At 48.6% G+C, this 26,362-nt stretch carries 21 protein-coding genes and 1 pseudogene; 9 read left to right on the top strand and 13 right to left on the bottom strand.

Going from position 1 to position 26,362, the window contains the following annotated elements; translation table 11 throughout:
• Positions 1–313 precede the first annotated feature (313 nt).
• Positions 314–2,515, top strand: coding sequence for an ankyrin repeat domain-containing protein (locus O3276_RS24640; RefSeq protein WP_269673675.1), 2,202 nt, complete (start codon positions 314–316; stop codon positions 2,513–2,515).
• 257 nt (positions 2,516–2,772) lie between these two features.
• Here the strand turns inward: O3276_RS24640 and O3276_RS24635 are convergent, their stop codons facing one another.
• Together O3276_RS24635 and O3276_RS24630 are read right to left on the bottom strand one after the other, a co-directional pair.
• Positions 2,773–5,892, bottom strand: a complete 3,120-nt coding sequence (locus O3276_RS24635) for a hypothetical protein (protein ID WP_269673674.1) — start codon at positions 5,890–5,892, stop codon at positions 2,773–2,775.
• 146 nt (positions 5,893–6,038) lie between these two features.
• Complete coding sequence (locus O3276_RS24630) at positions 6,039–6,941, bottom strand: hypothetical protein (protein ID WP_269673673.1); 903 nt, start codon at positions 6,939–6,941, stop codon at positions 6,039–6,041.
• A 132-nt stretch (positions 6,942–7,073) separates the two neighbouring features.
• On the opposite strand from O3276_RS24630, the gene O3276_RS24625 reads away from it, so the two are divergent.
• Positions 7,074–7,457 (top strand): DUF2237 family protein, encoded by a 384-nt coding sequence (locus tag O3276_RS24625; protein ID WP_269673672.1) that lies wholly within the window; start codon positions 7,074–7,076, stop codon positions 7,455–7,457.
• A 177-nt stretch (positions 7,458–7,634) separates the two neighbouring features.
• Here the strand turns inward: O3276_RS24625 and O3276_RS24620 are convergent, their stop codons facing one another.
• The gene (locus O3276_RS24620; RefSeq protein WP_101748767.1) at positions 7,635–8,087 is read right to left on the bottom strand and encodes a ferritin-like domain-containing protein; all 453 of its coding nucleotides are present in this window, start codon (positions 8,085–8,087) and stop codon (positions 7,635–7,637) included.
• A 445-nt stretch (positions 8,088–8,532) separates the two neighbouring features.
• Between O3276_RS24620 and O3276_RS24615 the strand changes: the two genes are divergently transcribed.
• From O3276_RS24615 to O3276_RS26005, 7 genes and pseudogenes are all read left to right on the top strand, one after another.
• A complete protein-coding gene (locus O3276_RS24615; protein ID WP_269673671.1) occupies positions 8,533–11,760 on the top strand; it encodes a hypothetical protein in 3,228 nt (1,075 codons plus the stop codon).
• A 138-nt stretch (positions 11,761–11,898) separates the two neighbouring features.
• Positions 11,899–13,968, top strand: a complete 2,070-nt coding sequence (locus O3276_RS24610) for a baculoviral IAP repeat-containing protein (RefSeq protein ID WP_269673670.1) — start codon at positions 11,899–11,901, stop codon at positions 13,966–13,968.
• Positions 13,969–14,073: 105 nt separating this feature from the next.
• Entirely contained in the window at positions 14,074–15,027 is a 954-nt protein-coding gene (locus O3276_RS24605) for a hypothetical protein (protein WP_269673669.1), read from the top strand.
• A gap of 18 nt (positions 15,028–15,045) precedes the next feature.
• The gene (locus tag O3276_RS24600; protein ID WP_269673668.1) at positions 15,046–16,164 is read left to right on the top strand and encodes a putative RNA-binding protein; all 1,119 of its coding nucleotides are present in this window, start codon (positions 15,046–15,048) and stop codon (positions 16,162–16,164) included.
• 58 nt (positions 16,165–16,222) lie between these two features.
• Positions 16,223–16,558, top strand: a complete 336-nt coding sequence (locus O3276_RS24595; RefSeq protein ID WP_269673667.1) for a hypothetical protein — start codon at positions 16,223–16,225, stop codon at positions 16,556–16,558.
• A gap of 283 nt (positions 16,559–16,841) precedes the next feature.
• A complete protein-coding gene (locus O3276_RS24590; protein ID WP_269673666.1) occupies positions 16,842–17,216 on the top strand; it encodes a hypothetical protein in 375 nt (124 codons plus the stop codon).
• 155 nt (positions 17,217–17,371) lie between these two features.
• Positions 17,372–17,539, top strand: a pseudogene (locus O3276_RS26005) (YopT-type cysteine protease domain-containing protein); the annotation flags it as partial.
• 112 nt (positions 17,540–17,651) lie between these two features.
• Here O3276_RS26005 and O3276_RS24585 read toward each other — a convergent pair.
• From O3276_RS24585 to O3276_RS24540, 10 genes are all read right to left on the bottom strand, one after another.
• On the bottom strand, positions 17,652–18,587 hold the full coding sequence (locus O3276_RS24585) for a type VI secretion system baseplate subunit TssG (protein WP_269673665.1): 936 nt from the start codon (positions 18,585–18,587) through the stop codon (positions 17,652–17,654).
• Positions 18,580–20,349, bottom strand: a complete 1,770-nt coding sequence (locus O3276_RS24580) for a type VI secretion system baseplate subunit TssF (RefSeq protein WP_269673664.1) — start codon at positions 20,347–20,349, stop codon at positions 18,580–18,582. Before O3276_RS24580 ends, O3276_RS24585 begins: the two co-directional genes overlap by 8 nt.
• Complete coding sequence (locus tag O3276_RS24575) at positions 20,328–20,717, bottom strand: GPW/gp25 family protein (protein ID WP_269673663.1); 390 nt, start codon at positions 20,715–20,717, stop codon at positions 20,328–20,330. The genes O3276_RS24580 and O3276_RS24575 overlap by 22 nt, the downstream gene beginning before the upstream one ends.
• 153 nt (positions 20,718–20,870) lie before the next feature.
• Positions 20,871–21,995: a type VI secretion system contractile sheath domain-containing protein gene (locus O3276_RS24570; protein ID WP_269673662.1), complete on the bottom strand. Its 1,125-nt coding sequence runs from the start codon at positions 21,993–21,995 to the stop codon at positions 20,871–20,873.
• 565 nt (positions 21,996–22,560) lie between these two features.
• Positions 22,561–23,028 carry a hypothetical protein gene (locus O3276_RS24565; protein WP_269673661.1) on the bottom strand — a complete coding sequence of 156 codons (468 nt, stop codon included), beginning with the start codon at positions 23,026–23,028 and terminating at the stop codon, positions 22,561–22,563.
• Positions 23,029–23,045: 17 nt separating this feature from the next.
• The gene (locus O3276_RS24560) at positions 23,046–23,420 is read right to left on the bottom strand and encodes a hypothetical protein (RefSeq protein WP_269673660.1); all 375 of its coding nucleotides are present in this window, start codon (positions 23,418–23,420) and stop codon (positions 23,046–23,048) included.
• A 61-nt stretch (positions 23,421–23,481) separates the two neighbouring features.
• On the bottom strand, positions 23,482–24,117 hold the full coding sequence (locus tag O3276_RS24555; protein WP_269673659.1) for a hypothetical protein: 636 nt from the start codon (positions 24,115–24,117) through the stop codon (positions 23,482–23,484).
• Positions 24,118–24,269: 152 nt separating this feature from the next.
• On the bottom strand, positions 24,270–25,685 hold the full coding sequence (locus tag O3276_RS24550; RefSeq protein WP_269673658.1) for a hypothetical protein: 1,416 nt from the start codon (positions 25,683–25,685) through the stop codon (positions 24,270–24,272).
• Between the two features lie 226 nt (positions 25,686–25,911).
• Entirely contained in the window at positions 25,912–26,157 is a 246-nt protein-coding gene (locus O3276_RS24545) for a hypothetical protein (RefSeq protein WP_269673657.1), read from the bottom strand.
• Positions 26,069–26,308: a hypothetical protein gene (locus tag O3276_RS24540; RefSeq protein WP_269673656.1), complete on the bottom strand. Its 240-nt coding sequence runs from the start codon at positions 26,306–26,308 to the stop codon at positions 26,069–26,071. The genes O3276_RS24545 and O3276_RS24540 overlap by 89 nt, the downstream gene beginning before the upstream one ends.
• Positions 26,309–26,362: the final 54 nt, after the last annotated feature.

Raw genomic sequence — 26,362 nt, 5'->3', positions numbered from 1 at the left:
ATAAGTAGATGACTAAGGAGCTGTCCTGAAATAACTTCGATATTTCTACAGACGCCACCCGCTACCCGCCGCCCGCTTCCCGAAAAGCTGGAACCACTTGTGCTTTGCGGGCAGCGGGTGGCAGGAAACGGGCGGCGGTATTTTCCCGGACTCAATAAAATTATGAAGTTATTCCGGGACAATTCCTTGATGAAATCCTATTTTCTGACACATCAGGGCTCCCCCCCCCGACTTCGGGTAACAAGCCGGAACTTATTTCCATGGTGATTGTTCTAAGCAATCTGACACCAATCAGGACAGATGACAAGTTACCATGCAACCACTTAATGCCGATGGTTACCCAGCCTTGCTACAAGCTGGTGCTGCTGGAACCTCAGGAACTTCGGATAAGGTAGACGACACCGCTTCACCCACATATGTAAAACAGATTCCCCGTAGCTCTGGCTCCGACGATCCGGGCGTATTCGGCAGCACCGGGTTACAGCCCCCCCATGATCATAATCGCTCTGTGAACGTGCAACCCGCAGTCAAGACGGACGGACTGACTGCAGGAACCGCTGACAGCAGTGATGCAGTCGTACACTGCACCGGCGCTACCAGCAGGGTTCCGCTGAATTGTGCAGTTGAGTGCGGGGATATCAAGATGGTGGCATGGCTGCTGCAAAATGGCACCGAGGTTGATGGCCGCAACGAAGGCTTGCGGAAGCAGCGTAAAGCCCGCAGATTCCCCGGCAGAGAGGGGTTCACCCCATTAACCCGGGCCGCCATGCATGGGTCAGTGGACATTGCGAGGTTACTGCTGAAGTCCGGGGCAGATGTTGACCACTGGGATGCCAAAGGCATGACACCACTGGCCACGGCTGCAGCCCGGGGTAACATTGAACTTATGCAGCTGTTGCTTGATTACCAGGCGGATATTAACGGCAATACCACAGGCTGGCGGACTCCCCTGACCCAGGCTGCCAGAATGGGGCAGGTCAAGGCGATAAGTCTGTTGCTGGCCCATGGGGCGGATATTAACAGCTTTGCCCGCAGAGGCGTAACGCCTCTGACTCAGGCTACCAAGAATGGCCATATCGAAAGCGTTCGACTGTTGCTGACTATGGGAGCCGACGCTGATAGTAATGATTCTGTATGGTGGCCGCCACTGTGCAGGGCAGCGAGCAAGGGAGATATTGAGATTGCCCGGCTACTGGTGAGTCATGGAGCCAACGTTAATTGTTTTTACGGCGGCTATTACAGGTCGGGTGCCCTTAGCGCAGCTGTCTGTTATAGCCATGTCGAGGTGGTGGAGCTGTTGCTGAAACATGGCGCACAGTGGCAAGGCCCGGCAAACGAGAGTGGTCTTCTTAGAATAGCTGTTGATAATGGTGACATCGAAACCGTAAAATTGTTGTTGAAGTATAATGCGGATAATGTTAACGGCAGTAGATTCAGTATCTATTCACCACTGCGAGGGGCAATCAATCGGGGATATATTGAGTTAGCCAAACTTCTGTTACAAGCCGGTGCTGATCCTGATTGCAATGCCCCAAGTAGTGGCCTTCTCCCCAGCCTTCTGGCCACAGCGGCTGATTTCGGACAAATTGAACTGGTTAAACTGCTGTTGCAATCCGGTGCCGATGCTCACAGCCTTACCTGCGGGGAACTTACGCCCTTAACGCTGGCGGCGTCGGCAGGGCATGACCAGGTCGTGCAGTTATTGTTGCTGCATCAGGCGGACGTTCATAGTCGTGCCAAGGGTAATGGTGCCCCCTTGACGCGGGCGGCAGCGGCAGGACATTACAAGGTGGTGCAGTTATTGTTGCAACATAAGGCGGATGTCCATAGTCATACCTCTGGTGATTGGACTCCTTTGACTCAGGCGGCGGATGCAGGACATGACCAGGTGGTGGAATTATTGTTGCAGCATAAGGCGGATGCTAATAGTCATTCCTCTGCCCGTGGTACTCCTTTATATCGGGCGGCTTATGCAGGACATGGCAAGGTGGTGGAATTATTGTTGCAGCATAAGGCGGATGCTAATAGTCATTCCTCTGCCCTTGGTACTCCTTTATATCAGGCGGCTTATGCAGGACATGACAAGGTGGTGGAATTATTGTTGCAGCATAAGGCGGATGTTCATGGTCATACCTCTGGTTATTTCACTCCTTTGACGAGGGCGGCTTTTGCAGGAAATTACCGGTTGGTGCTGTTGTTGTTGCGGCATAATGCGGATGTTCATAGTCATGGAGTTGGAGATGGTACTCCTCTGTTCTGGGCCAACCAGAGAGGATACTGGAAAATTGCTTTTGAACTGCTCTACTACGGAGCCTGTCCGGAAAGAAGCCAGGCTCCGCATGTTATCCACACAGTCACCCGGAAATTTGGCTACAACCCCCGGGAAACCCCTCTCAGTCTGGAAAGTTTGTGCAAGAGGCGTTTGGATGATGTGTTTGATAAACGAACAATATCTTCTTTGGATATGCCTTATTTATTGAAAAACGAACTAATTAAGGAAAAATTTTTCCCATAAACACGACACGCCATTACTCTGGCCCAATGCCTTACTAGGAGCCTGTCCGAGAATAGACTGCCCTACCGGCAACTGCTCCTGCGTTGCTCTAGCTCCTGCATCCATGCAGTCGTGCGGTGGCAGCAAATTGGTCTAAAATTTCGTTTTGTTCGGCAAATAGCCCCGCTATTCACCTCACAAAACGAAATTTTTATCCTCAATTTTCTGCCATCCTCGCTACGGGGTCGCCTAGACGGGCGCTATTCTCAGACAGCCTCCTAGACAGCAGTCTCATGGTTTGGACGAATCGGCAGAGGTACCAGCATTTTCTGCATTTTTATCCCCCCTTTGTCATTGTATCCCCTGAAGCGCTTCCGAATGACCACGGCAAATCCTCTTTTTGCAAGTACTCTTTTTGCCCGAGGTGATTTCAGGGTTTCCTGGGTTAATGTGCCGAGGCTCATAGGTATCCCCTTCAATTGCAGTCGTTGCACCTCTTGAGCGATGGCACCTTGTGTTTCCATACTTAATAAACTGAAACCCTGGCGACACTGCATCTTTTCCAGACGGGTCATCCCTGTTGGCACTCTGACTTGCCTGAGATCATGGAAGCTATTGTGGATGCCACGGGTAACCCCCTTTCGGCAATTAGTTTTGCAACCTTTATGGTCAGAGCTTTTACAGGTGTGAATGCCTGCACGGCTGGCAATATAGCGCCGGACATTATCGTCCAGATATTTTTCCATGTTCTTTAGTGGCAAGGGCGTCAGTTCAAATTTCTCGGTGATCGTTGCTTCATCAGGTTCAAGCTGGTAAGTCTGGACATAGGAATCCGGCCGACAGTCTTCACGCTTATTGCCAGTAACCTGTAGCAGATCAGCGGCACCGTGCATGGCGGCTTCCAGTTGCCGTTGAAAGTCGGGTTTCAGGGCAGGGTCATTGGTGAAATCTCTGGTTACCTGCGACGGCAGATCCAAAAGCGAGGCGTCAAAGTGGCCAGGCTGCTGACGGTCTTCGAAGGATCCCGGGAACGAGGCGTCAATCCCGGTGCATCGGATAAAATCCATACGGTCAGCAAAGCGCAGTACATGCAGATAACGCCGAACCGATGACGACAGACCCTGGTCGCTCTTGCCATGTACGTCATCTTCCTTGCGAGACAGTGCCTCGCCAATCTCCTTCAGACACTGTTGTGGATACTGCCCCTGAAGATCCCGTTTGAAATAGCCAGCCGCCCTGGCTTCTTCATCTCGCTTGGGGACATCTTCCGCTGCGGCGTCATGATAGATGATCGCCAGCGACAGCAGGTTCTTTTCAGATTCAGAGAAATGCATCTGATGGAATTTCTCCAGCAGCTCGATATACCACAACAGATTGTTCCGGGCCCGCAATACATGGCAGCAGTTGTGATCCGGCTTCCATACCCCAGGCAGTGTGCCACTGCCAAGGCATTTGATAACTCGCTCTGGACCGGGCCGTCGGTAATAGTGCTGTAATATTCTCAGAATGGTCTCTTCGTTATCTTTGGCATTGGGCAGAACCGGTGGCTGGCTGAAGGCGTCAACGATAAACTGCAACTCCGTTGGTTGCGTCAGGGATGCAGTCTGGGCAGACTGACAGCCGGTAAGGCCGAGAGACTTTTGCAGTTCGACGATTTCTTGTTGCCCTTTTTTGATATTTTCTGGCCACTGCTGATAAAAGGGCTCTTGATCTCGACGTTCCCAGAGTTCTTTAACCCAGTAAATATAATCATCTGCGCAAAGCGTTCCCAGGGATTTTTTAATGCTTTTGGCACTGGTGTTTGCTATTGATTTTCTCACAGCGCCAAGTGTTTGATCATCAGGTACACCATAATAAAACAGGGCTAATAAATTATCCTTAAAGTGCTTATAGCAATAATATCTCTGAAAAGGTTCCCGAAGTGTGACAATAAACACTTCCTGCAGTTGTGCTGCATTGAAACTCTGACAACGTTTATGAAACTGCAGCATAACAACCGGATGATTGAAAGAGCGGTGACCAATCAGAAAAGACATAGTAGACCATAAGTGACCCTTGTAGGGTATTCCCAATGCCTCAAAATGACAGCAAAGTCTTATTGAATAAAGTTGCCCCAGAACGTTCAGGCCGGTTTTCCAACTAATAGACAACACTCCGCGTCTGACCAGATCACTGGCTAATTGGAAAACTCTATTTTCCTCGTCAGCTGTCTCTCTTGAATCCTGGCGTTCATCATGATCATCCGACAACTTGTAATCATTTCTGTACCATAATATTTCAGCTGACTGGATCAGCAAATCAAGTATTGTCTGATATTCCCCCCGGTAAAAAAACTTTGTTTGAACAGGAGCATTCCGCTCTAATAATTTCCAAATCCGGCCTATTAATTCCCGTAAGTGTTCACGACTGAAGTCCGGGCTCTCTGCCAGTGTTATAATATCCTGAAATGGATGCTGCAGCGTTGGCAGATGGTGTTGATTGAGGGTTTTAGCTTTTAACGGCATAGGCAGAAGATTCAACATCCCCCTGAAGGCATCTTCAGAAATGTTATGGGATAACGCAAAATTACCAAGCTTGGCCTCATTAAGTGCTAAATGATCAGTACTGAGTTCATCCTCAAAATAAACCTCTGCTGAACCGCTTTGCTGGGAATAAACCATCCAGGGCAACGAATCAATGCCAAAAACCTCTTCTAACTGGTGTTTATCCTGCAAATGTTCGGTAATGCTGTTGCCAGTGGCCTCTTTTACCGTGAGATAGCACTTGATTTGTGATTTTATGTACCCGGTGGTTAGCCATTCTGGATAACATGTTAAATTTTCATTATCTTTTTCTTTGAATTCAGGCGGTTTGAATGTGCCTTTCCCGCGCAGCTGACCTGATGAAGATTGCTTATAAACAGTACAGAGCCGTGTAGCTCTCTCCTTCATTTTCTCCCGCAGTGAACTGTGGTCAGGAAGACATTTAACAGGCAGTTCGTCTGGCTTTAAGGCATTGTTCTGTAATCTGGATGTTCCGGCATTTTTCTTATAAACAGCCAGAGTACCGGGGTTTATAATGCCAACGGTGGCATGGTGCGATCTTAACATCAATGGCACATCTTCCATAATCAGGATGACGGGTCTTGGCGCTTTTGGTAACTCATCGTTATGATCAAGATAAGCCGACTCTTTTTTGAATCTTGCATGAGCTGATTCCCCGTGACACATCCAGATCTGTCGAGCACCCAACGTGCCTGCCTTGAAAGCACCCAGCAATTCCTGCTTTATCTGCTCTTTGCTACCCGGGGAATGACGAGTTTCATTGTTTGAATGTTTGCCTGGTTGCACCGGGCAACTCTCAGGGCTCTTAAACGATGCTGTTGAGAATGAATGTGCTGTATTGGGTAATGAATTCATGGTGATGATACATAGAATAATCAGAATGTCAGAGTGATGACGAAAGTGAGTTTATAACCGGCAATACCTGACCCAATTTTTTATCAAGAAAGTCCCTCTATTTCTGTAAAAACGCAGCCTTTGGAAAATCGTTGTTACTTTTCCTGTTAGACCACGGGAAACATTCCCTTGTTCAACTCCAGAGACTCTATTCCCGCTCTAATATCCTGACGCTGACTTTTCATTAATTGTTCACACAGTTTTTTATTACCTAACCAATATTCTCTAAAATTCATCACACACCTGATTTCATCTTCTCCTGTGCGATCAGTATTTGTCTGATTAAATGGTGATGACAAATCACTTATACGCTTAAAAATAATTTTCACTGAATTAATAATTTGTTTGTGCAGCATTTCAGCATAACCAAGGCGCTGCTCTCTCAGGCAGACATCTTCTTCCGGATTATGGCGAGGATCACTGCAAGAGTAGCCGGGAGAGGATAACCTGGGTAATCCGGCAGCGGGTTTCGAACCATAACGATACCAGCTTTCAGGCAGGCAACGAGCTTCATCAGCAAATGCCTGAGCCAGGTCATACAATTTGCTTATTTTAGTAAATGATTGCTCCGGTGTAATACCTTTAAATGTCATTTCATTTAAAAGAGAATTTAAATATTGTGACAACTCTTCTGCCCTGGGAGAGTTTTCCAGGTGAGGTCCGGCAGTATAATCAAACATTTCCTGACTTACCGGAATCGCTAATGGAATGGAGACCTGCCATTCACTTATGCGCTTGGCAATACGCTCTCCGAGATGGACATCCAGATGTTGAACAAAGTTATCTCTGGCTACTTCTACATTTCTGGCAACAGTGTCAGTAAAGGCTCTTATGGCAGAATATACGACACAGGTATCTTCCCGGTAACCTTCATACTGAAACCAGAACGCATCACTGCAGGATAGCCTTACACCTGAATCTGCCAGAACAATACTCATGACTGAGAAGCAACCATTTTCATATATAAAATATGTAGGTGATTCGACAGTGCTTTGTACCGAAAGGTTCAAAATTCTGAGAATATCCTGACAGAGATCATTGATGTTGACTCAATGACTGCACTTTTCAGGTATTAATGCAAAAAAGTAGAATGGATCTCTTATCCTATAATGTCGGATAAACAAAATATGGGAGTCAAATAAATGGCCGAGTCATTCTTCGAACAACAAAATGTGCTTGGACTGATACTGGAAACCTGCTGTAAGGACCCTGTTACCGGCTTTTTTCGGGACGGTTTCTGCCATACCCACCCCGATGACAAAGGGGGGCATTCGGTGTGTGCTCACATGACGGATGAATTTCTGCAATACTCGCTGTCCAGGGGCAATGACCTGATCACCCCCCGGGAGGAATGGGACTTTCCCGGGCTCAGGGCCGGTGACCGATGGTGCCTGTGTGCAACACGATGGCAAGAAGCATTGGCAAACAATGTAGCACCTCCTGTTTATGTCCGGGCGACCCATATCAATACACTGAAGGTGATTGAGCTGACTGTTTTGAAGCAATTTGCCATTGATATCAGCTAAGTCGCTGTCCTGAAATAACTTCGATATTTCTACAGATGCTACCCGCTACCCGCCGCCCGCTTCCCGAAAAGCTGGAACCTCTTATGCTTTTGCGGGCAGCGGGCAGCAGGCAGCAGGCAGCAGGCAGCGGTATTTTCCCGAACTCAATAAAATGATGAAGTTATTCCGGGACAATTCCTAAACGACGCTGGCGATCTCGCCTGGTTTCCTCAGCATTTTATCTATGTCGCCTATATGAGTTTCTTCATCTGCAATCAAACGGCGGGCATACTCTTCAACCACCACCAGTTTATCTTTCTCAGCAAGTTCCAATAGATCATAATAGTACTTGACCCCCTGCTTCTCAAAATCCAGAGATTCCATCAGGATGTCGTGAATATCATGTTTTGAGGTTTCCAAAAGCCCACCGATGCCAAGGGATGGGTGCTCGCCGAGATAAGTGATCATTTCTCCCGCTTCATAGGCATGATTCAGCGTTTCTGTTGCTGCTGAACGAAACCATCCAACAATGGGAATCCTGCTATAGCCAAACACCATAAAGCTGTAGTGACTGTATCGTACAACCCCTGCCAGCTCATGCTCCAGAATCTGGTTCAACTTGACCACTACGGCCTGATGCTCAGTGGACATAAACACCTCATCTCAAGGTTATATTTGAGCATGAAAGTATAGTCAGAATTATCAGTGAAACAGTCAGGATGATATTTCACCAATTCAAGAACCTAATAATCATTTTGAGGTCCAAGGCGATGTTTAAAGTCCAGCTGTTCAGGGTTTCATTCTGAAAGCAACCAGATCGACCTCCTCCCCCTCAAAGCCTGCTGGCCGGATTGACCAGGCAGCCGGTTCACGTCGGCCGCCCAACCACTCCGGAAGCACCTTTAACGGCAAAAAAGTCTCAAACCAGCCGTCTCAAAGTAAAGCCTCCATCCCGGATATAAGCAAACAGATTGAAGACAGCTTTTGGCAGAATAAACAGTTACAAAGTCATAAAATTACCACGGCTGACGTGCTTAAAGCCTATAGAAATGAAAGTTCGACGATAAGAAGCGGCTTCTTCCTGCAAAAGCTCTGCTTGAAGAACATTTTACACAACGATCGCAAAGTTACCCCGGATCAGGTCATTCAAGAGTATAGCCAGAAGCCTGATCGGCATAATAAGTACCAGGTAGCAATAGCCCGCTTCAGAGCGGAATGTTGCCTGAGAGTTTTGCCATTGCATGGCCAGCCGGTCACACCGGAGCAAGTGATCAGGGGTTATCAGGCAGTCAGGGCAACACTGGAGCTGGCGCGCTTTAAGGAAGAATGTTGCCTGAGAGGGCTTACTTTGAATGAACGACAAGTCACACCGGAAGCGGTAATCAGGGATTTTCAGGCAGTGGGAGCAACTCTTGAGCTGGCGCTCTTCAAAGCAGAGTGTTGCCTGAGAAACCTGGCGTTGAATGGCCAGCTGCTGACACCGGATGAGGTGGTGCAGGATTTCCCGGATAGTCCGGAGGGGCAACTCGGGCTAATGCGCTTTAAGGAAGACTGTTGCCTGAAGTGCCTGTCGTTGAATGGCCAGCAGGTCACACCGGATTCAGTGATTAAGGGGTATCAGACAGCCAGGAAACAACTGGAGCTGGCGCGTTTCAAGGAAGAATGCTGTCTGAGGGGGTTGCTGTTGAATGACCAGCAGGTCACACCGGATGCAGTGCTGAAAGATTATCAGACCGCCAAAGCGACACTGGAGCTGGCACGCTTCAAAGCGGAATGTTGCCTCAGGGGCTTGATTTTGCATGGTCAACAGGTCTCACCGGATTCAGTCGTTAAGGATTTTCAGGCCACCAGGGCAAGACTGGAGCTGGCTCGCTTTAAACAACAATGTTGTCTGAGGGGACTGCTGTTAAAAGGCCAGAAGGTCATACCGGATTCAGTGGTAAAGGATTTCCCGGACAGTCCAGAAGGCAAACTGGGAATAACGCGCTTCAAAGCGGAATGTTGCCTGAAAGGCCTGGTGTTGAATGGCCAGCAAATCTCACTGGAGGCGGTGATTAAGGACTTTCAGGAGAGTCAGGAGGACAAACTGGGGGTCGCACATTTCAAAGCAGAATGTTGCCTGAGGGGTCTGATGTTGAAGGGCCGACAGATCAAAGCGGAAACAGTGGTCAAGTGTTTTCCGGGCAGTCTGGAAGGCAAACTGGGGGCCGCACGTTTCCAAGCGGAATGTTGCCTGAGGGGGCTGATGTTGCATGGCCGACAGGTCACAGCGGATATGGTGGTCAAGTGTTTCCCGGGGAGTCCGGCAGGCAAACTGGGGATAGCGCGCTTCAAGGAACAATGTTGCCTGAGGGGCCTGGCATTAGATGGTCAGAACGTAACACCGGATGCGGTGGTTCAGCATTTCCTCGATAGTCCGGATCGCAAAATGGGGGTAGCCCGCTTCAAAGCGGAATGTTGTCTGAGAGGTTTGCCGTTAAATGGTCAGCAGGTCACACCGGAGGCCGTGGTTAACGATTATCAGGCCGCCAGGGCAACACTTGCGCTGGGACGTTTCAAAGCGGAATGCTGCCTGAGGGGGCTGCCGTTGAATGGCCAGCAGGTCACACCGGAGGCGGTGGTTAACGATTATCAGGCCGCCAACGCCACACTGGAGCTGACGCGCTTCAGAGAACAATGTTGTCTCAGGGGTATGTTGCTGAATGGCCAGCCGGTCAGACCAGAGGGCGTGGTTAAGGATTATGAGCGTGGTGGCTGGTTGCTCGAAAGAGCTATTTTTTATACTCAGCTGACATTGAGCGCCAGGGAATTGAATGGCCACTATCTGGATAGCCGGGAAGTATTGGCAGCGTTTAATGAAGCTCCCGGAGATTATTCTGCAAAGCAAGCCAGGTATCTGATTCAAAGGCTGAGGACAACTCAGCAATTCGATGAAACCAGCGAAACCCGGAGTACACTTCAAGAGGCCTGGCACATCTTAAACAATGTAATGGTCAAAGACGATGAGCATCATCGACTCCAATGTATAGTGAAGTTCATGGCCATGCAGCATGGGCTGCCAATTGATCATCAGAGTGTATCAGCAGAACAGGTATTACAATCCATCAACATGCTGCGGCGCTCATTTCAGAATTCACGACTGTATTTCTTCTTCCTGACATACTGTTATATCACGGGACAGTCCATTGATGGACGGAAGGTCACTAAGCATCAGGCCCTGGAGTGTCTTCAGAGCTTTCCAGCCGCAAGCAGGCTGCGCCACGCTTTAGACTGCTGGTTCGCACAATACTGCTGTGACGCCCGTACAATGGATGAGTTACTGTTCGATGGCCACAAGCACTCAGCTAACCGTGCCATTGTGGGTCAAACCCTGAAACAACGGTTAACAACAGGTGACACCGGCTTTTTGCCCAAGCAGGTTTCGCGGTTTACTGCGCTTACCCTGAAAACCCTGGAGATTATTCAGGAAATCAACGATTCTTATACCCATCCACCCATGCTGATTACCGGTTCTTACGCACGCTTTTTACAGAACCTCTGCTCATCATTTAATGATATTGACATTATCTGCACGCAGGAAGCCTCTGCCAGAACACTCTTTGACAGGCTGCTGGCACTGAACACCGACAGTGATTCTGAAATCCCCAAAAACATCATTATCTGGCCAATCCGGGGGTGTCGGGCGATTAAACTGCCACACGCCTACAATATTCAATTTAATGACGGTGATTTGGGGATGAAAGCCATGGTACTTCAGGTCAGCATCGACGCCAGAGCAGCCCATGAACAGGCCGTACAATTGCCCGTGCACGTTCCTGGCGTCAAAAGACCGGTATGGTGCCTGTCGTTTGCTGAAGAAACCCGATTACTGAACGATACGCTGGAATATCTCGCTAATAACCTTGACTTGCTGACAGAACAATTGCAAAAAGGATCGGAATACCTGCCACGAACCATTCTGTTTAATCTTCCTCAAAACCCTGAAGAGCGTATTTATGGTTTGTTTATGCGCTGCCTGCTGAGCCTGAATAAAGCCCGGCAGTTTATCGCTCTGCAAGAAGCCCAATCCAAACAATCTGACGGCCAGAACAATCACCTTCAGGAACATCGCCTGCCTGTGCTGACTGCAACGCTGCAAATAAAATTGACCTGCCATGCTTGCCGTAAGGATTTTGAACATAGAATTAACGACTGGCTGACGACAACACATCATGCTAATGATTATGAGCTCAAGAGGAAGGACTTTATCAAAACACTACTGGCAATAATAAATATTGAAAGAACTTATAAACCTGAAACAGTTAATCAGATTGAAAGCCATTAACCACACAATCAATCCTGTTTAACTCATCAGTTTTTATTTAATTTTTTTCAAATCACTCAATATCATCTAATAATTAATTTCAGTAATTACAGATGTTCATCTCAGAAAATAATTGATGAGTAAGGATCCAGTCGAGTTATGAATAATATTGGCAACGGTAGTTATACCTGCAACCCCGGTTCTGCAACAAATCAGCAGGATACCGGAGCAGTTGATGAATCCGCAAGAGCAATGCTGGGGCACCATAGTGTTGGTTATAATAATCCCCCTCAGACCCATTTACCCCATGCACCTTCACCCGAAGCTGAGACGGTTTTTAAATTTACAGATGTAGTGACTGGTGACACCCACATAGCAAAAGATTTTTCAGAGCTGTTAAGTTACGATCAACTGCTTTTAAAGCTAAGGGACTCTGCTGGTGAAATTTATGTCCACCATAGGAAGCCCGTAGAGGAAATCGCTAAAGATATTCGCTCAAATGATTATCTGAAGTGGTTACTATTATCAGTTAACAATATTGAGGAAATTCCTGTTGCCCGGGAAGCTTCACTTATTGCCGACAGGGATATATCTATTAGTGGTTTTGATGTGGAAGATAGCAGTGGATCTGATACGGACACAGCCCCTGAGAGACCATTTAACGAAGCGATGAGTAATCACACAAACAGGGCGCAGACATTTAACAATAGTAACTGGAGAAATGTAAGACGTTCGTCTGTTTTTTCCTCTGCTGTCTCTAATCAGGATATTTCTGCCAGCGGTTTTTATTCACTCAAAGATGGGGAGCTGGTGCGATGTTTTTCATGTGGTGGTTGTCTGCAAAACTGGAAGAGAGATGAAACGCCAGATGATTTACATGCCCAGAAGTTTCCAAAGTGCCAGTTTATCCGAAAGAAGTTAGGTGCTGAATTGGTTAATACCATTCAAGAGGCCCTTACCACTGAACAAAAAAATGTCGTAGCCATGACTATTCCCGGATCTCGACATTTATACAGTCAACCTATCGGTGGGCAGAGTAATCACCAAGTGGCAGGCTCCAGCGATGACTTAACACGTTTTCCTGCCTCTTCATCCTCCAGAACAGCCCGATCCAGAGCCCGGTCCAGGGCCCGATCTTGGGCCCGATCTTGGGCAGAAACATCCAGAACAGAAAGATCCAGGTCCAGGCACAGACCCGATGCCAGCTCAAGCTCAAGTTCCAGCTCTATATCGGGATACAGGTCTGACTCTAGTTCTGGTACTTCATCACCAGTATCCTGGCTTGATCAAGAGCATCCTGCACATTACAGAACATATAATCAACCTGCAGATATAAATCTGTCGCTTAACGAAGCCAAAGCAAGGCTGGTAAATATTTTCAGCCCAGTTCAAATACAGAAACTTCACATCCTTGAAGATAAGGTCAAAAGTGCAAACGGTTCAGAGCGTTTACACCTGGGTGATGTATACAAAGAAATACTCAATAATCTGCTGAAAAAACCAGAGCTCATTGGCGAGATTATCGGAATAATTGAAAGTATGTCATCCGAAGATTGCGAGGACCATACTGCGGAAGTTTGTGACCTGATAAAAGTAAGATTCAAGGCGGCAACACTGACGGAGGGTGTGTGTGATCAAGATAACAGCATTAACTGGTTTTCATTGCTTGGTAAAGCCAAACTACTTATTCATGAGGAACAACTGATCAGCGTCCTGGGCAGGCACAACCTCCTTGGAGGTAATGAATCCACTGAAATCAGAGCGTATGTAAAAAACCGGTTTGCGAGAGAAATTTGTGATTTTTCTGAAAATCATATTCAACAATATTTCCCAGAACAGGGCCGTAGTGTTGTCAATGCTATCAGGGGGCAATATGCAAGATTACAATATGATTTTATTCAGGCAATAAACAACAAAAGCCTGTTAAAAAATTATTTGATAAATTTATGCAAGGATGAAATATTTTTTTCGTTTATCAAATCCCATGATGAAGAATTATCACAATGGTTAGCAAAGGAAAATAGCAACTTTGATGGGTTAGTGGATCATTATGATCAAAACCATGCAGGGAGTACCAGTTCCAATGAATATACCTATGTCACCTCATTAAACAGGCTCAGGGAAACCAAGGATCTTGTTGATTCAGTGGCACTAAATCAGTTTTTTGAGTCAAAGATTGATGAACAATGGGATGCACTGGCTTATGCGACCCAACCGTCAACTTACTAGTATCTGATCTTTTGTAAACAACTGAATTATTGAAAGATTATTTATCATAGGAACCTTTCTAAAAAGAGGATGTCTTAATACATAATTCAATCATTCTATAATTCAATGTATTACTATCATCAATTACCCGATGTCGATATTGATCTTGATGGGCTTTTTGCAAGACCATCAGATCAACCGCTTCAGACAGGCACAAATGAACAACAGTCGACGTACCAGGGTATGTCTGTTAAAGCATCTATTGCACCGTTGCCTCTATATCATGATCAACCAGGTAAACAAGACAATAACACCGGCTCCGCTAACTTTTGGGATGGATATAACATTGCACCTCTAGCACATGTCAGTCCTTCAGACTTTTTCAGAACTGATATTACTGATGATCTGAAATCAGTTCTTGATATATATCTACCTTGTGATTCTGATAATGCACGCGCTAATGATCCGCTATCATCAATACCGGACATCCATCTTCTGTATCAGTTATGCTTGCCAGAGAATGAGCCTGAGACTGAGGAGCCAATACCATCGAGCTATTTGAATCCTGACTATCAATTGACTAATCCTCCTGTCGTACACCCCAGCCAACAAAGTCTACTAAATGTCACCGCAGCCAACCCGCTTAACCGGAACCAGACGTCAATGGATAACCATACACGACCGGCAGAAGCAACGGATGACGGTAACAGTTCAATAGTCAAGGGTAAAAAGAAGCGCTATCAGAGTAATCCCAATTACACAAAGCGCCAAAGGGAGCGCTACCAGAATAATCCAGATTATGCAGAGTACAAAAGGATGCTCCAAAGGGAACGCTACCGGAATGATCCCGATTATGCAGAGCGCCAAAAAAAACGGCGAAAGGAACGTTATAAAGATCCCGACTATGCAAGGCGCATGAGGGAGCGACATAACAATCAAGGAAGAAAACGCTACAGAAATAATCCAGCTTATGCAGAAAGTGAAAGGGAAAGGCAAAGAGTGATTAGAAAAAACAAATTAATTAAAGCTCCACAAACAAGCCACGAGTGCGAAGGAGCAAAGAAACTGTATGAACACTGACCAGGCAGAGGCTCTATCATGGATAGACTTTATTTTACTGGTCAGGTAAATACGACTCCTGATCACTTTTCGTATTTTCAAGGTGCTGCTTCTTCTGAACCTGGCACATCAGGTCGAGCCTTTTCCCGTGACGTTGAGGAAGCAGCCACTAGTCTCTATATTATGAGTAAAGACGGAACCACTGAAAACCACCTTCAGCAGCCTGCAATTCCTTTTCATAATCCGTTTGATGATCCCCGGTTTGAGAAAAGATCGATAGTCATCATTGATAACCTTACCAGGAAAGATCAGGTTCTTGATTTTTCCATTAGACGAAAACTCCAGAGTAGTGATCCCACATATATTTATGACATGGATTTACCTCAAACAGCCTCACAATGCTTATTATGTGTTGATAATAACCTTCATCAACCAGCCTACAATACTGATTGGGCGTTTGTTAATAATCATTTTATGCCAGCAACACCAGCGACAATCGTTCCACCTGCATTAGATAGGTCATTGCAAAGCGATACTGCTAACGCAGAGAGCAGAAGAGTGCGTACCAGTACGCGCGAAAGGGCGCGCTATCACAATAATCCTGCTTACGCAGAGAGCAAAAGACTGCGCAACAATGCGCGCGAAAGGGCGCGCTATCATAATGATCCTGCCTATGCTGCGCGCAAAAGAGAGTACAGCAGGATGTTCAGAAGGGAGCGCTTACAGAATAATCCTGCTCACGCAGAGAGCATAAGAGTGCGCAACAATGCACGCGAAAGGGAGCGCTATCAGAATGATCCTGTCTATGCCAGGCACAAAAACGAGCGCAACAAGCTGCGCAGAAGGATTCGCTTACAGAATGATCCTGCTTACGCAGAGCGCCTGAGAGAGCTTGACAGGGATCGCAAAAGAACTCGCTACCAGAATGATCCTGCTTACGCACAGCGCGAAAGAGAACGCAAAAGGGAGGTTCAGAGAAAATCCCGCTTACGCAAGAGAGTGAAAGAGAGTACCACAAGAATCGCTACCACAATGAGCCCGATTTTGCAGAGCGCCAGAGCCAGAGAAAGTGCCAAAGAAAACGCTATTGGCATACTCCCTCTTAACCCAGTCCCCTGGCACCATATACCCGGGACAGTCAAAATTACCATTTTCTAACTTGAACTTTGATGAGAAAGAATAGTCTTAAGGTGGTGTTCAATAATTCAATAGTTCGATGTACAGCCCTTCTTCTTATGCGTCAGCTCGATTAAATGCAGCCTGTGGTCATTTACTTTACCTTCATGATTCTACTTTTTCTGAATCAGCAGCAATAGGCAGGGCCTTCTGCCGTGATGTTACAGAGGCGTCTAATATTCTATCTGTTATGCGTGGCGGTCAAACTGCTGAAGACTATCTTAAGTATCCAGCTGTGCCTTTTTATAATCCCTGGTTTGAAAAAAAACCAGCAGTAATCGTTGCCAGCTGTCGTGATAAAAATCAATCAGTTGACTTAATACCTGGCAGTAAATTTCAAAATAAGGCTCCCCCCCCCTGCATACATTCCCGGTAATGAACGTTTTTCAATCCAGTCTCTTTTAGGTTTAAGGCAATCAACCAATCAAAGCATATCAGTTGTTAATAGCAGTCATCATCAATCTGAAGAAATTTCCACTCATGTTTACAACACACAAGTTCGTACCGCTACTATTTCCGGGTCGGTTGAAAAGGCTGAGATAAGTAAACCTCAACCAACTACACATTCAACTCAGGCTACCACTGAAGATATTTTTCTGTTGCCAAATAAACAGGCCAAAGCCAAATATGATCTTTCCAACAGAAGAATAAAATACGAAATGTCTGATAAAGGCAAGAAGACCCGGGCCAAATACCGTGCTTCAGATAAGGGTAAAAGAGTCAGTGCAAAAGCCAGGGCCAAATACGAAGCAACCGATAAGGGCAAAGCAGCCAGAGCAAAGGCCAGGGCCAATTACAAAGAATCCGGTAAAGGCAAGGAAGCCAGGGCCAAATACGAAGCATCCGAGAAAGGCAAGCAAGCCAGGGCCAAATACGAAGCATCCGAGAAAGGCAGGCAAACCAGGGCCAGGAGGGCCATCATTAACCACAATAGAGGCAAGGCAAAAAACAGGATAGCCCTGATCTGTGATCCAATAGCTCAATGGACAGAGCAAACCCGGGTACAAAATTTATTTCCGGATATTCCCGGGTAAGATGAGTTAACCCGTTAAATCTAGCTATCCACTCACTTGCTCATTGAGAAGTTTTTTAGTGGATATAATGTGATTATTATTAATAAATGTATTGACGGTGATAAACCTATGCAAGATTCCTCATTTATTGTTATAAGACAATTTATTAAAAGAGTGTGCAGCGAGACTTACAAAACTGCCATTATGGAAACTATGCCTTGATTCGGATTTCCGGGTTTAGCAGGCATACGATGGCAGCCTGGATTGCCCGGGATGCCTGTTTTTTTGATCCCAATTTTGGTGAATTCTATTTTTCAGATAAAAATGCTTTTATCAACTGGTTTCCATATTTTTTCTTGCATCACCTTACAGCCTTCCTTTTTTTGGTCTGGCTGAGAGCTATCAGAACTTATTTTATGCCCTGGGAGCCTGTCGGACTTAAGCGTCCGCCCAGGATTATGTTTTCGCCAAAAGCACCTGAACCTTTTTCTTATCGCAAGACTGAGGACCCAGAACCTGATATTGCCCTAACCGTATTCTGCCTGCGGATAGCACAGGGGCCTCAAGAAGATATCCCGGTATTTCGGCGTAACATTTTAAAGTCGTACAATTCATCAGCAAATAACCGTAATTGTACAAACTGTTTATTGTATTCTTTGTCTTCAGTTTATGCCAAAGGCTTCTACTGTTTACGCTGACATGTATGGTACATGACATATCATTGGTCATAACCTGCCTTCCCAGCAGTAATCCTCTGCCAAGAAGGTTGCTGGTCTTGTAACCCAGGCGCCAACACTGATCTTCATTTAACGTATAATGCGACAAATTCCCCCAACGCACTTTAACCGGCAGATTAAAGTAGAACGATAGCATCCTGCTCAGGTCGCCAATATAAGTGGTCTTTACTTTCAGAATCGAATGGAATCGTAATAAAGTAAGGTTAGTGAATACCCTGTCGGTGGATTGTGATAACCCGTTGATATCTAAAAAAGACCCGGGCCATTTGCCCAGTTGATGGATACGCTCAAGCATCATCGGCAGTGAAGCGTATTGATCTATTGAAAAGCGTTTTTCAAGAATTGTACGATTAAATAATTCAATAAAATTAAAAAGACTGGTTTTTTGTTGTTCAATGTAAACCTGTCGCAATGCATCTTGAAAGTAATGGGGCATAATGCCTTTGGGACCGGTCAGACAGGGAAGGTTTGCCATCACAACCGTCTCGTTGTCGGTGGCATTCAGGGCGAATACTTCCTGATCAGACTGATGCCCATACAAAGAGGTCACTATTTTTGGCAGCTTCCCATCGATAGCCAGCAATATCCTGAGAACCTGGCGAAACTCAAATCTTTCAGACTGTTTGAATAGCGTGCTTTGGATAGTGTCAGTCATCAGTCAGCACCGGGAAATTCAGGGTCTTTATGCCAGCATCAGAACCTGACTTTACATGCGCTATCATACGACTATGGGTACCCATTGGCCGCCAGAAATTGAGTACATGGCACAGCAGGTTTAACAACAGCGTTGCAGGAAAAGCGGTTAATTCCTGACGGTTCAGGGTTATATGAAAACAGCAGCCCTGACTGACAAAGTGGCGGTTGTCTATGATGGTGGGCCGAAGGTCATGTGACACTTCCAGCGACTCAATACTCCGCACTATTTGGCCTGAATTCCCCGAACCCGGCTGAATAAATAATTCAAGCAAGTGTTGTAATTTACTGGCCTCATTCCTGTGGATTCTGAAACTGCGTATATTCAGCTGCAGGGCTGAGAGCAAATCCCAGCTGGCTCCCGCAGACAGCAAACCATCCACATACACCCCGGAAGTATCATTCAACAAACGAATAGCGCAAGGCAAAGATACATTGATCCCTCTGACTTTAGCCGTAACCGGCAACTGGCTGGCCTGCGGGTCATAGCAAAGGCATTTTACTGCCAGCAATCTCCTGTCAGGATGATTATGCTGCCCTGTGTCTATGAACTGTAGATAGTCGGTGTCCTGATCACTGCTGAACTGCCAGCTCACGTCTGAACGGACCTGTGCAAAGCTGGAGTGAAACAACGCTGAAAGTTCAACAGGCTGTTCCGGCTCGGTGATATCGGTGACTGACAGTATTTCCCGTATCCGTGCATGATGGTGCAGTGGCCCCATGGATAGCGGCGTATCATGGGTTTCATGGTTGATTTTGACCGGATTGGTATAACCCTCAAACAGGTTAACCACTGGAGTACAGCCCAGCAGCAGATGATCCAGCCCGATATTATCGGTACTGTGCTCAATCTCATCATCCAGTAACCAGAGAATATCCAGTGTTGTACTGCGGATTTTTTCGGCATAACCGGTGAGATCGAGATGCAGAAAGCGGAAAAGTTCCGGTGCCTGAAAAAAATTCATCAACAGCAGATGGCTGTCGGAAAGACCGGGATCCGTTGGTAATATACGGCAATCGCCACCAAACATCGGCCAGGATAATCGCTCCACGGGTATGGCGATCACCTGCTGGTCAAAGCAGATCAGAATACGTTTCAATGAACTGACCAGGGTATCGAGAAACTCATCGGCCCTTAAAGCGTTCGGGTTGGCGTAAAACTCTATGCCCTGCCCAAGGTATTCTCCCAGGCCAGTGGACAAATCATTGCTGGCAATGGAAATCTTCAGGGCTGAACGTACCTCCGGTAATAACGCCATAACCTCTTCCGGAAATGGCGCTGAAAGGCTTTCAATGCCGTTTATATTGGCCGGTATCAGGTACTGGTTTCTGCAGGTTTGAAACTGGTATTTACCCTGTTTATCCGTAAGCTCAAAGAATGACCCTTGCTCAAGGGTTGTTGCTTCCTTTAATGTGCCAGTAGCAAAGGTCAGAATACCCAGTGCCGGTACCGGCTTGAGAAAATCCGAATAAAACAGCTGGTAAATCTGTTGACAAACGGACTCATAACCGTCGTCCAGGCGAATCTGAAGATCCGTACAGAGCCAGGCAACCCCCTCAAGAAGACGGGATATATCCGGATCTGATGGGTAACCCTCGTTCAAATCCAGTTGTCGTGCGGTCTCTGGCTGTTCACTGGCAAACGCCCGGAGCTTAACCCTGAGTTTGTGTAACTCCTGTTCGTAACGCCTGTTCTGCAGACTCAACTTATGTGTAGATGGCATGGGTAACTAACCCTGAATTGAATATTCTGCTGGTAACGATCGAACAGCGCCCCTTCGATAAAAAAGCTCAGTAGATTCTGTCCATAATCTACATGCACCGTTACCCAGTCCAGGCGTGGTTCAAAGATAAGAATGCGCTGCCAGAGCGTTTGCCGCAGGCGAAGGTTATCGATCAGGTGAGTCTGACAGCACGGTATGCCAAAACCGGCAAGGCCGGTTTGCCCGGGCCCGGATTCATTGCGGCCGGACAGCATTGAGTTTCCGGGAGGAGCCCGGGTTGATAACAGCGTCACTATGGTGTAGACGACAGCGCCACGGATACTGTCATGCTCATCAGGGGTGGTCATATTAATAAACTTTTCGAACATGATTACCTCCGCACTATCCGGCGGTGTGATGTGACAGAAAATCGTCAGACTCCGTTGACAGTTGCAAGTGAATTCTTAATGCATCCAGGGTAAATCCCGGCGGCAAGTGCGGGAGCAGTTCCAGCGTTGCCAGAAATACTCCCGGCTTGTCTTCTACCTCCTGAACCGGGACCCTGCCCATTTCAGAGGCGAAACCGCCAGCAGGGAAAGATCCCTGATTTCTGAGGGGCTGCAGTATTGGTCAAGCCACCGTTGCAGGTCATGGGCATACTCCACAACCTGATGGGTCGAGCCTACCCGCTCACGGGCTTTTACTTTCAGATAATGCCCAAAGCGACAGACAATCAGCAAAGGCGGCAGAAACTGGCAGTACTCCTTACCCGGGAGTACCCCGGCCATGGACATGGAAAAAAAACCCGTTCTATGGTCAAGCCAGCCACTACCCAGCGGCATGATGCCCAGTCTGGTGAAGGTCGATTCCACCGCTTCAGTCAGCCGGACTTCAGCCATGGTCCCCGGCTGATCGGGCAGTAGAGCCCCGCACCTGACCCCCTCCCCCCAGGCCTGCAAACCGGAAAACCAGCCATGCTCACCAAACTCCCTGACCACCAGGGCAAGTAGCGCATAACCACTATGACACCAGGCAGCCCCGGTGCGAGGTAGATAAACCTTGTCGTCAGCCCCCCGGTCACTGCCGGTAGTAAAGCGAGGCCAGGTAACGGCAAGAAAAACGGCAGACGCCTGTTCTCTGATGGCCCTGAACCCCTCATAATCGGCAAATGTACCCACCCTTTCCAACCTTGATGCACAACTGGATAGCGCAGGGTTGTCACATTGCCACTGGTTGCCCATGCCAATAACAACAGGACAGAGAGACAGTTCTCCCAACTCAGACAGTTTGCCGACAAGCTCTGCCTGCTCAGAGGGGATCTGGTTGAAAAACTCAAAACGATAGTCTGCCATCAACAAACCAAAAGGCTCCCCTCCCAGCATACATAGCCCTTCCCGGTACACCTTCTGATAGAGCAGGGTTTGTGACAGACTACCCGACGATTGCAGGTTATTGCGCAACTCGGCCTGAGATAAATCCATGACCTTGACTTTAGTGCCATCGCCATCCTGCTGTTGCCGGACCAGCCAGGACAAACCGGCCCAGGTTGCCTTGAGTTCTGTATAGGCGACAGAGTCAATAACGACCTGAACCTGGCAATGCAACAGATCATCAATCGCTGCAACCAGGCGCAGGATGTTGATTTCCAGTGTGCCCATATCAGTCATGGCTCTTTTCGTATCGCAGACTGCTGATTGCATAAATCAGGCTGGAATCCTCCTGTGGCAGGGCTTGGCAATATTTAGCCAGCAGTTTCCTGAAGGCATTGTATATCAAGGCCTTTGGCCAATTTTCATGGCAGAGCAATCTGTAACCCGAAAAGAACCAGCAGGTTTCATTACTGATGAGATCTGAGATTCGGCCTATATTCATGGTCAGTGCTGGCGATAGCTAATTATAGCCACCAAGGATAGTTCAGCAGTTCGGAATTCGAAAAGAGCCCATCGAAATTATTTCAGGACAATTCCCAAGGCCTGCCCATCCCCCCTTGATTCTATTCTCCCCGATTCTACTTGCAAAACTCTGAACTTTCTTATAAACGACATTGTTTGTGCATAAAGAAAGAGCTGGCCCTGATTTTTTTCTTTTTGAACACATTCAAATTTCAAGAACTGGCACTGATTTCTAAAAAAAAGCTCCTTTAATAGTAGGAGCTTCGGTTTTTTTTGGTAACGGGTATCAGTCAGGATTATTCCGGTTGTGATCGCTGATTAAAACGTTTGTCCATCTCAGCTACTTTATCAAGCCGTCCCAGTCTGTACCGAGTTCATTTATTTCACGGGCTGGTTCCTGCACAGGAACACTCTGCCTGTTCATTCGTTCCCGGATTCCCTTAATACCCTGTGATACCGAGTTGACCGCAGCGCTTGCCAGTTCTTTACCACGGGTAAATGGTTTCATCGCCAGCTCCTTACCACGCAACCCATCCTGGTAACCAGTAACCCATTGATAGGTTGAATAGCCGGCAATCCCCAATCCGCCCGCTGCCAGAAGGGAACCTGTGGTAATTCCCATCGTAGCGGCTGTTGTCGCTGTAGCGGCATTGCTGCCGTCCATGTCGGCAATCATTCCTTCATCGCCAACACTCTTGTGCCCGATGCCGTGGTGTACCCCGGTGTCGGCAACCATTCCTCCAACGCCAAGACTCCTTCGCCCGCGGTGGTGTGCCCCGGTGTCGGCACTGTCGACCGTGCTGTTCACTACCGTGGGGTTGTCAACTATTCCTCCATAGTTAACCTGCCCAGCCCCGAAGTCGGCGCGTGCATTTTTACCCGAGGTTTTGACCGTGCAGTACTCCGCCGTGGTGTTGACAACCGTTCCTCTATTGTTAACCTCCCCCCCCCCCCGATGCCAGCGTGTGCGTACTCACCCGAGGTGCTGACATGGCTATCTACCGCCCTGGTGTTGGCAACCTCTCCTCTATAGTCAACAAATCCCACCCCGATGGCGGCGTATGCTTCCGTTTCCGTGGTATTGACCGTGCAGCCCACCGCCTCGGTGTCGGCAACCTTTCCTCCATCGAAAACCACTCCCCCCCCGATGCCGGCGAAGGCATTTTTACCCGTGGTGTTGACCATGCTGTTCTCCGCCATGGTGTTGGCAACCGATCCGCTGGTGACAACCTTGCCCCCTCCGATGCCGGCGTATGCATTCTCACCCGCGGTTTTGACCGTGCAGCCCTGCGCTGCGGTGTTGCCAACCTTTCCTGTAACATACCCCCCCCCCCGATGCCGGCGTATGCCTGGTCTTCTGTGGTTTTGACCGTGCTGCCCACCGCCCTGGTGTTGCCAACCTTTCCTCCAAAGTAAACATTCCCCCCCCCCCGATACCGGCGTATGCACTCTCACCCGAGGTTTCCACCGTGCTATCCACCGCCGTGGTGTTGGCAACCGTTCCCAGATCGGAAACCTGGCCCCCTCCGATGCCGGCGTATGCATTGTCACCCGAGGTTTTGACCGTGCTATCTACCGCCGTGGTGTTGGCAACCGTTGCTTTAGCTTTAACCAGCCCTCCCCCGATGCCGGCGTATGCATTCTCACCCGAGGTATTGACCGTGCTGTTCTCCGCCGTGGTGTTGCCAACCATTCCTCCAGCGACAACGTTTCCACCCCCGATGCCCGCGTATGCATATTCACCCAGGGTTTTGACCGTGCTGTTCACCGCTTTGGTATTGGCAACCGTTCCTCTAACTTCCCCACCCCCAATGCCGGCGTAAACTTTGTCACCCGAGGTACTGACATGGCTATCTACCGCCTTGGTGTTGACAACCGTTCCTTCAATGTCAACCATCCCCCCTCCGATGCCGACGTATGCATTCTCACCCGAGGTATTGACCGTGCTGTTCCTCGCCGTGGTGTTGGCAACCGTTGCTTTAGCTTCAACCAGCCCGCCCCCGATGCCGGCGCATCCTCCAATGATACCCGAGGTTCTGACATGGCTATCTACCGCCCTGGTGTTAGCAACCGTGCCGCCAATATTAACCTCCCCCCGCCGATGCCGGCGTGTGCAGCGTTACCCGAGGTTGTGACATTGCTGTTCTCCGCCGTGGTGTTGGCAACCCTTCCTCCCGCTTTAACCTGCCCTCCCCCGATGGCGGCACCTGAAAGGACACCCGAGGTTTCGACCGTGCTGTTCACCGCCCTGGTATTGGCAACCGTTCCTTTAACCAGCCCGCCCCCGATGCCGGCGCATGCATTGACACCCGAGCTTGAGGTTTCGACCCTGCTGTTCACCGCCGTGGTGTTGGTAACCATCCCTTCAACCTGTCCTCCCCCAATGCCGGCGTATGCATATTCACCCAGGGTTTCGACCCTGCTGTCGACCGCCGTGGTACCGGCAACCTTTCCGCCAATATCAACCTGTCCTGCCCCGATGCCGGCATCTGACCCCCAACTCAAGGTCTTGACCGTGCTGTTCACCGCCAGGGTGTCGGTAACCGTCCCTTTAACCAGTCCCGCCCCGATGCCCGCCTCGGCACTGTATTGCGAGGTTTCGACCCTGCTGTTCACTGCGGTGGTGTCGGCAACCGTTCCTCCGACACCAACCCTTCCCGCCCCGATGCCGGCGTTTGAATACCAATCAGAGGTTTTGATCGTGCTGTTCACTGCGGTGGTGTTGGCAACCGTGCCGTCATCGAAAACCTCCCCCCCCCCGATGCCGGCGGGTGCATTCCTGCCCAAGGTTGAAATATGTGCATTTTCGGCCAGGATATCCCTGACTGTGCCATTAACTTTACAGGCCACCAGACCTGTGGGCCCCTCGGAGTTTATATGGGCACCGGTAAAGTGAAGCTTGCTAACGGTGCCTTGGTGCAGCTTTTTAACAAAACAGTCAGTCAGGTTGTCGATCCTGTGATAATCGCCATCGTACTCGCCGGTGAATGGGTCGGTATCACTGCCAATGGATTGATAGTCTTTAGTGACAACAATATCCGCTGTCTGTTGATAGGTACCGTCCAGTGGATAGGCGGGATGTCGGCCAATCTTGTCCAGGGTTTTTGCATCATTAATCTTTATGGGTGTTGGCACTGTGGCGGCATTTTCCGGGCAAGCATTACTGTTCGGAAAATCCAGCGCATCCAGAAATTCAGTTCTCGAAGAGCAATTGGCTGTTAACACACGTAGGTCTGCTTTTTGGCAAAGAAGCTGATCATTGGAGATAGATCCAGAATTCTCTTTAATGCCATTGACATAGCTGTTCACCGCCGTGGTGTTGGCAACCGTTCCTCTAACGTCTCCACCCCCGATGCCGGCGTCTGCATCTGTACCCGAGGTTTCGACCCTGCTGTTCACCGCCGTGGTGTTGGCAACCGTTCCTTCGACCCAAACAATCCCCCCCCCCGATGCCGGCGTCTGCATGTGTACCAGAGGTTGCGACCGTGCTGTTCACCGCCGTGGTGTTGGCAACCGTTCCTTCGTCCCAAACAACCCCCCCCCCCCCCCAATGCCGGCGAGTGCATTTTTACCCGAGGTTTCGACCCTGCTGTTCACCGCCGTGGTGTTGGCAACCGTTCCTTCGACCCAAACAATCCCCCCCCCCCGATGCCGGCGAGTGCATTTTCACCCGAGGTTTCGACCCTGCTGTTCACTGCCGTGGTGTTGGCAACCGTTCCAAAAACGACCCCCCCCCCCCGATGCCGGCGTGTACATTTTCACCCGAGGTTTCGACCTTGCTGTTCACTGCCGTGGTGTTGGCAACCGTTCCAAAAACGCTCCCCCCCCCGATGCCGGCGTGTGCATTTTCACCCGAGGTTTCGACCCTGCTGTTCACCGCCATGGTGTTGGCAACCGTTCCTTCGTCCCAAACAATCCCCCCCCCCGATGCCGGCATGTGCCAGGGTACCCGAGGTTTCGACCGTGCTGTTCACCGCCGTGGTGTTGGCAACCGTTCCTGAAACGTCCCCCCCCCCCCCGATGCCGGCGTCTGCAGCTGTACCCGAGGTTTTGACCGTGCTGTTCACCGCCTTGGTGTGGGCAACCATTCCTCTAACGTCTCCACCCCCGATGCCGGCGTCTGCATTTGTACCCGAGGTTTC

Source organism: Endozoicomonas sp. GU-1 (assembly GCF_027366395.1).
GTDB lineage: Bacteria > Pseudomonadota > Gammaproteobacteria > Pseudomonadales > Endozoicomonadaceae > Endozoicomonas.
This window is presented reverse-complemented; position numbering and strand designations above follow the sequence as displayed.

Excerpts from the sequence above, each read along its gene's own strand:
- O3276_RS24575 (WP_269673663.1), bottom strand. The coding sequence starts at position 20,717 with ATGTTCGAAAAGTTTATTAATATGACCACCCCTGATGAGCATGACAGT.
- O3276_RS24550 (WP_269673658.1), bottom strand. The coding sequence starts at position 25,685 with ATGCAGACGCCGGCATCGGGGGGGGGGATTGTTTGGGTCGAAGGAACG.
- O3276_RS24555 (WP_269673659.1), bottom strand. The coding sequence starts at position 24,117 with ATGGTTGACATTGAAGGAACGGTTGTCAACACCAAGGCGGTAGATAGC.
- O3276_RS24570 (WP_269673662.1), bottom strand. The coding sequence starts at position 21,995 with ATGACTGATATGGGCACACTGGAAATCAACATCCTGCGCCTGGTTGCA.
- O3276_RS24590 (WP_269673666.1), top strand. The coding sequence starts at position 16,842 with ATGTCTGATAAAGGCAAGAAGACCCGGGCCAAATACCGTGCTTCAGAT.
- O3276_RS24560 (WP_269673660.1), bottom strand. The coding sequence starts at position 23,420 with ATGGCGGAGAACAGCATGGTCAACACCACGGGTAAAAATGCCTTCGCC.
- O3276_RS24585 (WP_269673665.1), bottom strand. The coding sequence starts at position 18,587 with ATGACTGACACTATCCAAAGCACGCTATTCAAACAGTCTGAAAGATTT.
- O3276_RS24640 (WP_269673675.1), top strand. The coding sequence starts at position 314 with ATGCAACCACTTAATGCCGATGGTTACCCAGCCTTGCTACAAGCTGGT.
- O3276_RS24620 (WP_101748767.1), bottom strand. The coding sequence starts at position 8,087 with ATGTCCACTGAGCATCAGGCCGTAGTGGTCAAGTTGAACCAGATTCTG.
- O3276_RS24580 (WP_269673664.1), bottom strand. The coding sequence starts at position 20,349 with ATGCCATCTACACATAAGTTGAGTCTGCAGAACAGGCGTTACGAACAG.
- O3276_RS24610 (WP_269673670.1), top strand. The coding sequence starts at position 11,899 with ATGAATAATATTGGCAACGGTAGTTATACCTGCAACCCCGGTTCTGCA.
- O3276_RS24605 (WP_269673669.1), top strand. The coding sequence starts at position 14,074 with ATGTATTACTATCATCAATTACCCGATGTCGATATTGATCTTGATGGG.
- O3276_RS24625 (WP_269673672.1), top strand. The coding sequence starts at position 7,074 with ATGGCCGAGTCATTCTTCGAACAACAAAATGTGCTTGGACTGATACTG.
- O3276_RS24635 (WP_269673674.1), bottom strand. The coding sequence starts at position 5,892 with ATGAATTCATTACCCAATACAGCACATTCATTCTCAACAGCATCGTTT.
- O3276_RS24540 (WP_269673656.1), bottom strand. The coding sequence starts at position 26,308 with ATGGTTGCCCACACCAAGGCGGTGAACAGCACGGTCAAAACCTCGGGT.
- O3276_RS24545 (WP_269673657.1), bottom strand. The coding sequence starts at position 26,157 with ATGCCGGCATCGGGGGGGGGGATTGTTTGGGACGAAGGAACGGTTGCC.
- O3276_RS24595 (WP_269673667.1), top strand. The coding sequence starts at position 16,223 with ATGTACAGCCCTTCTTCTTATGCGTCAGCTCGATTAAATGCAGCCTGT.
- O3276_RS24600 (WP_269673668.1), top strand. The coding sequence starts at position 15,046 with ATGGATAGACTTTATTTTACTGGTCAGGTAAATACGACTCCTGATCAC.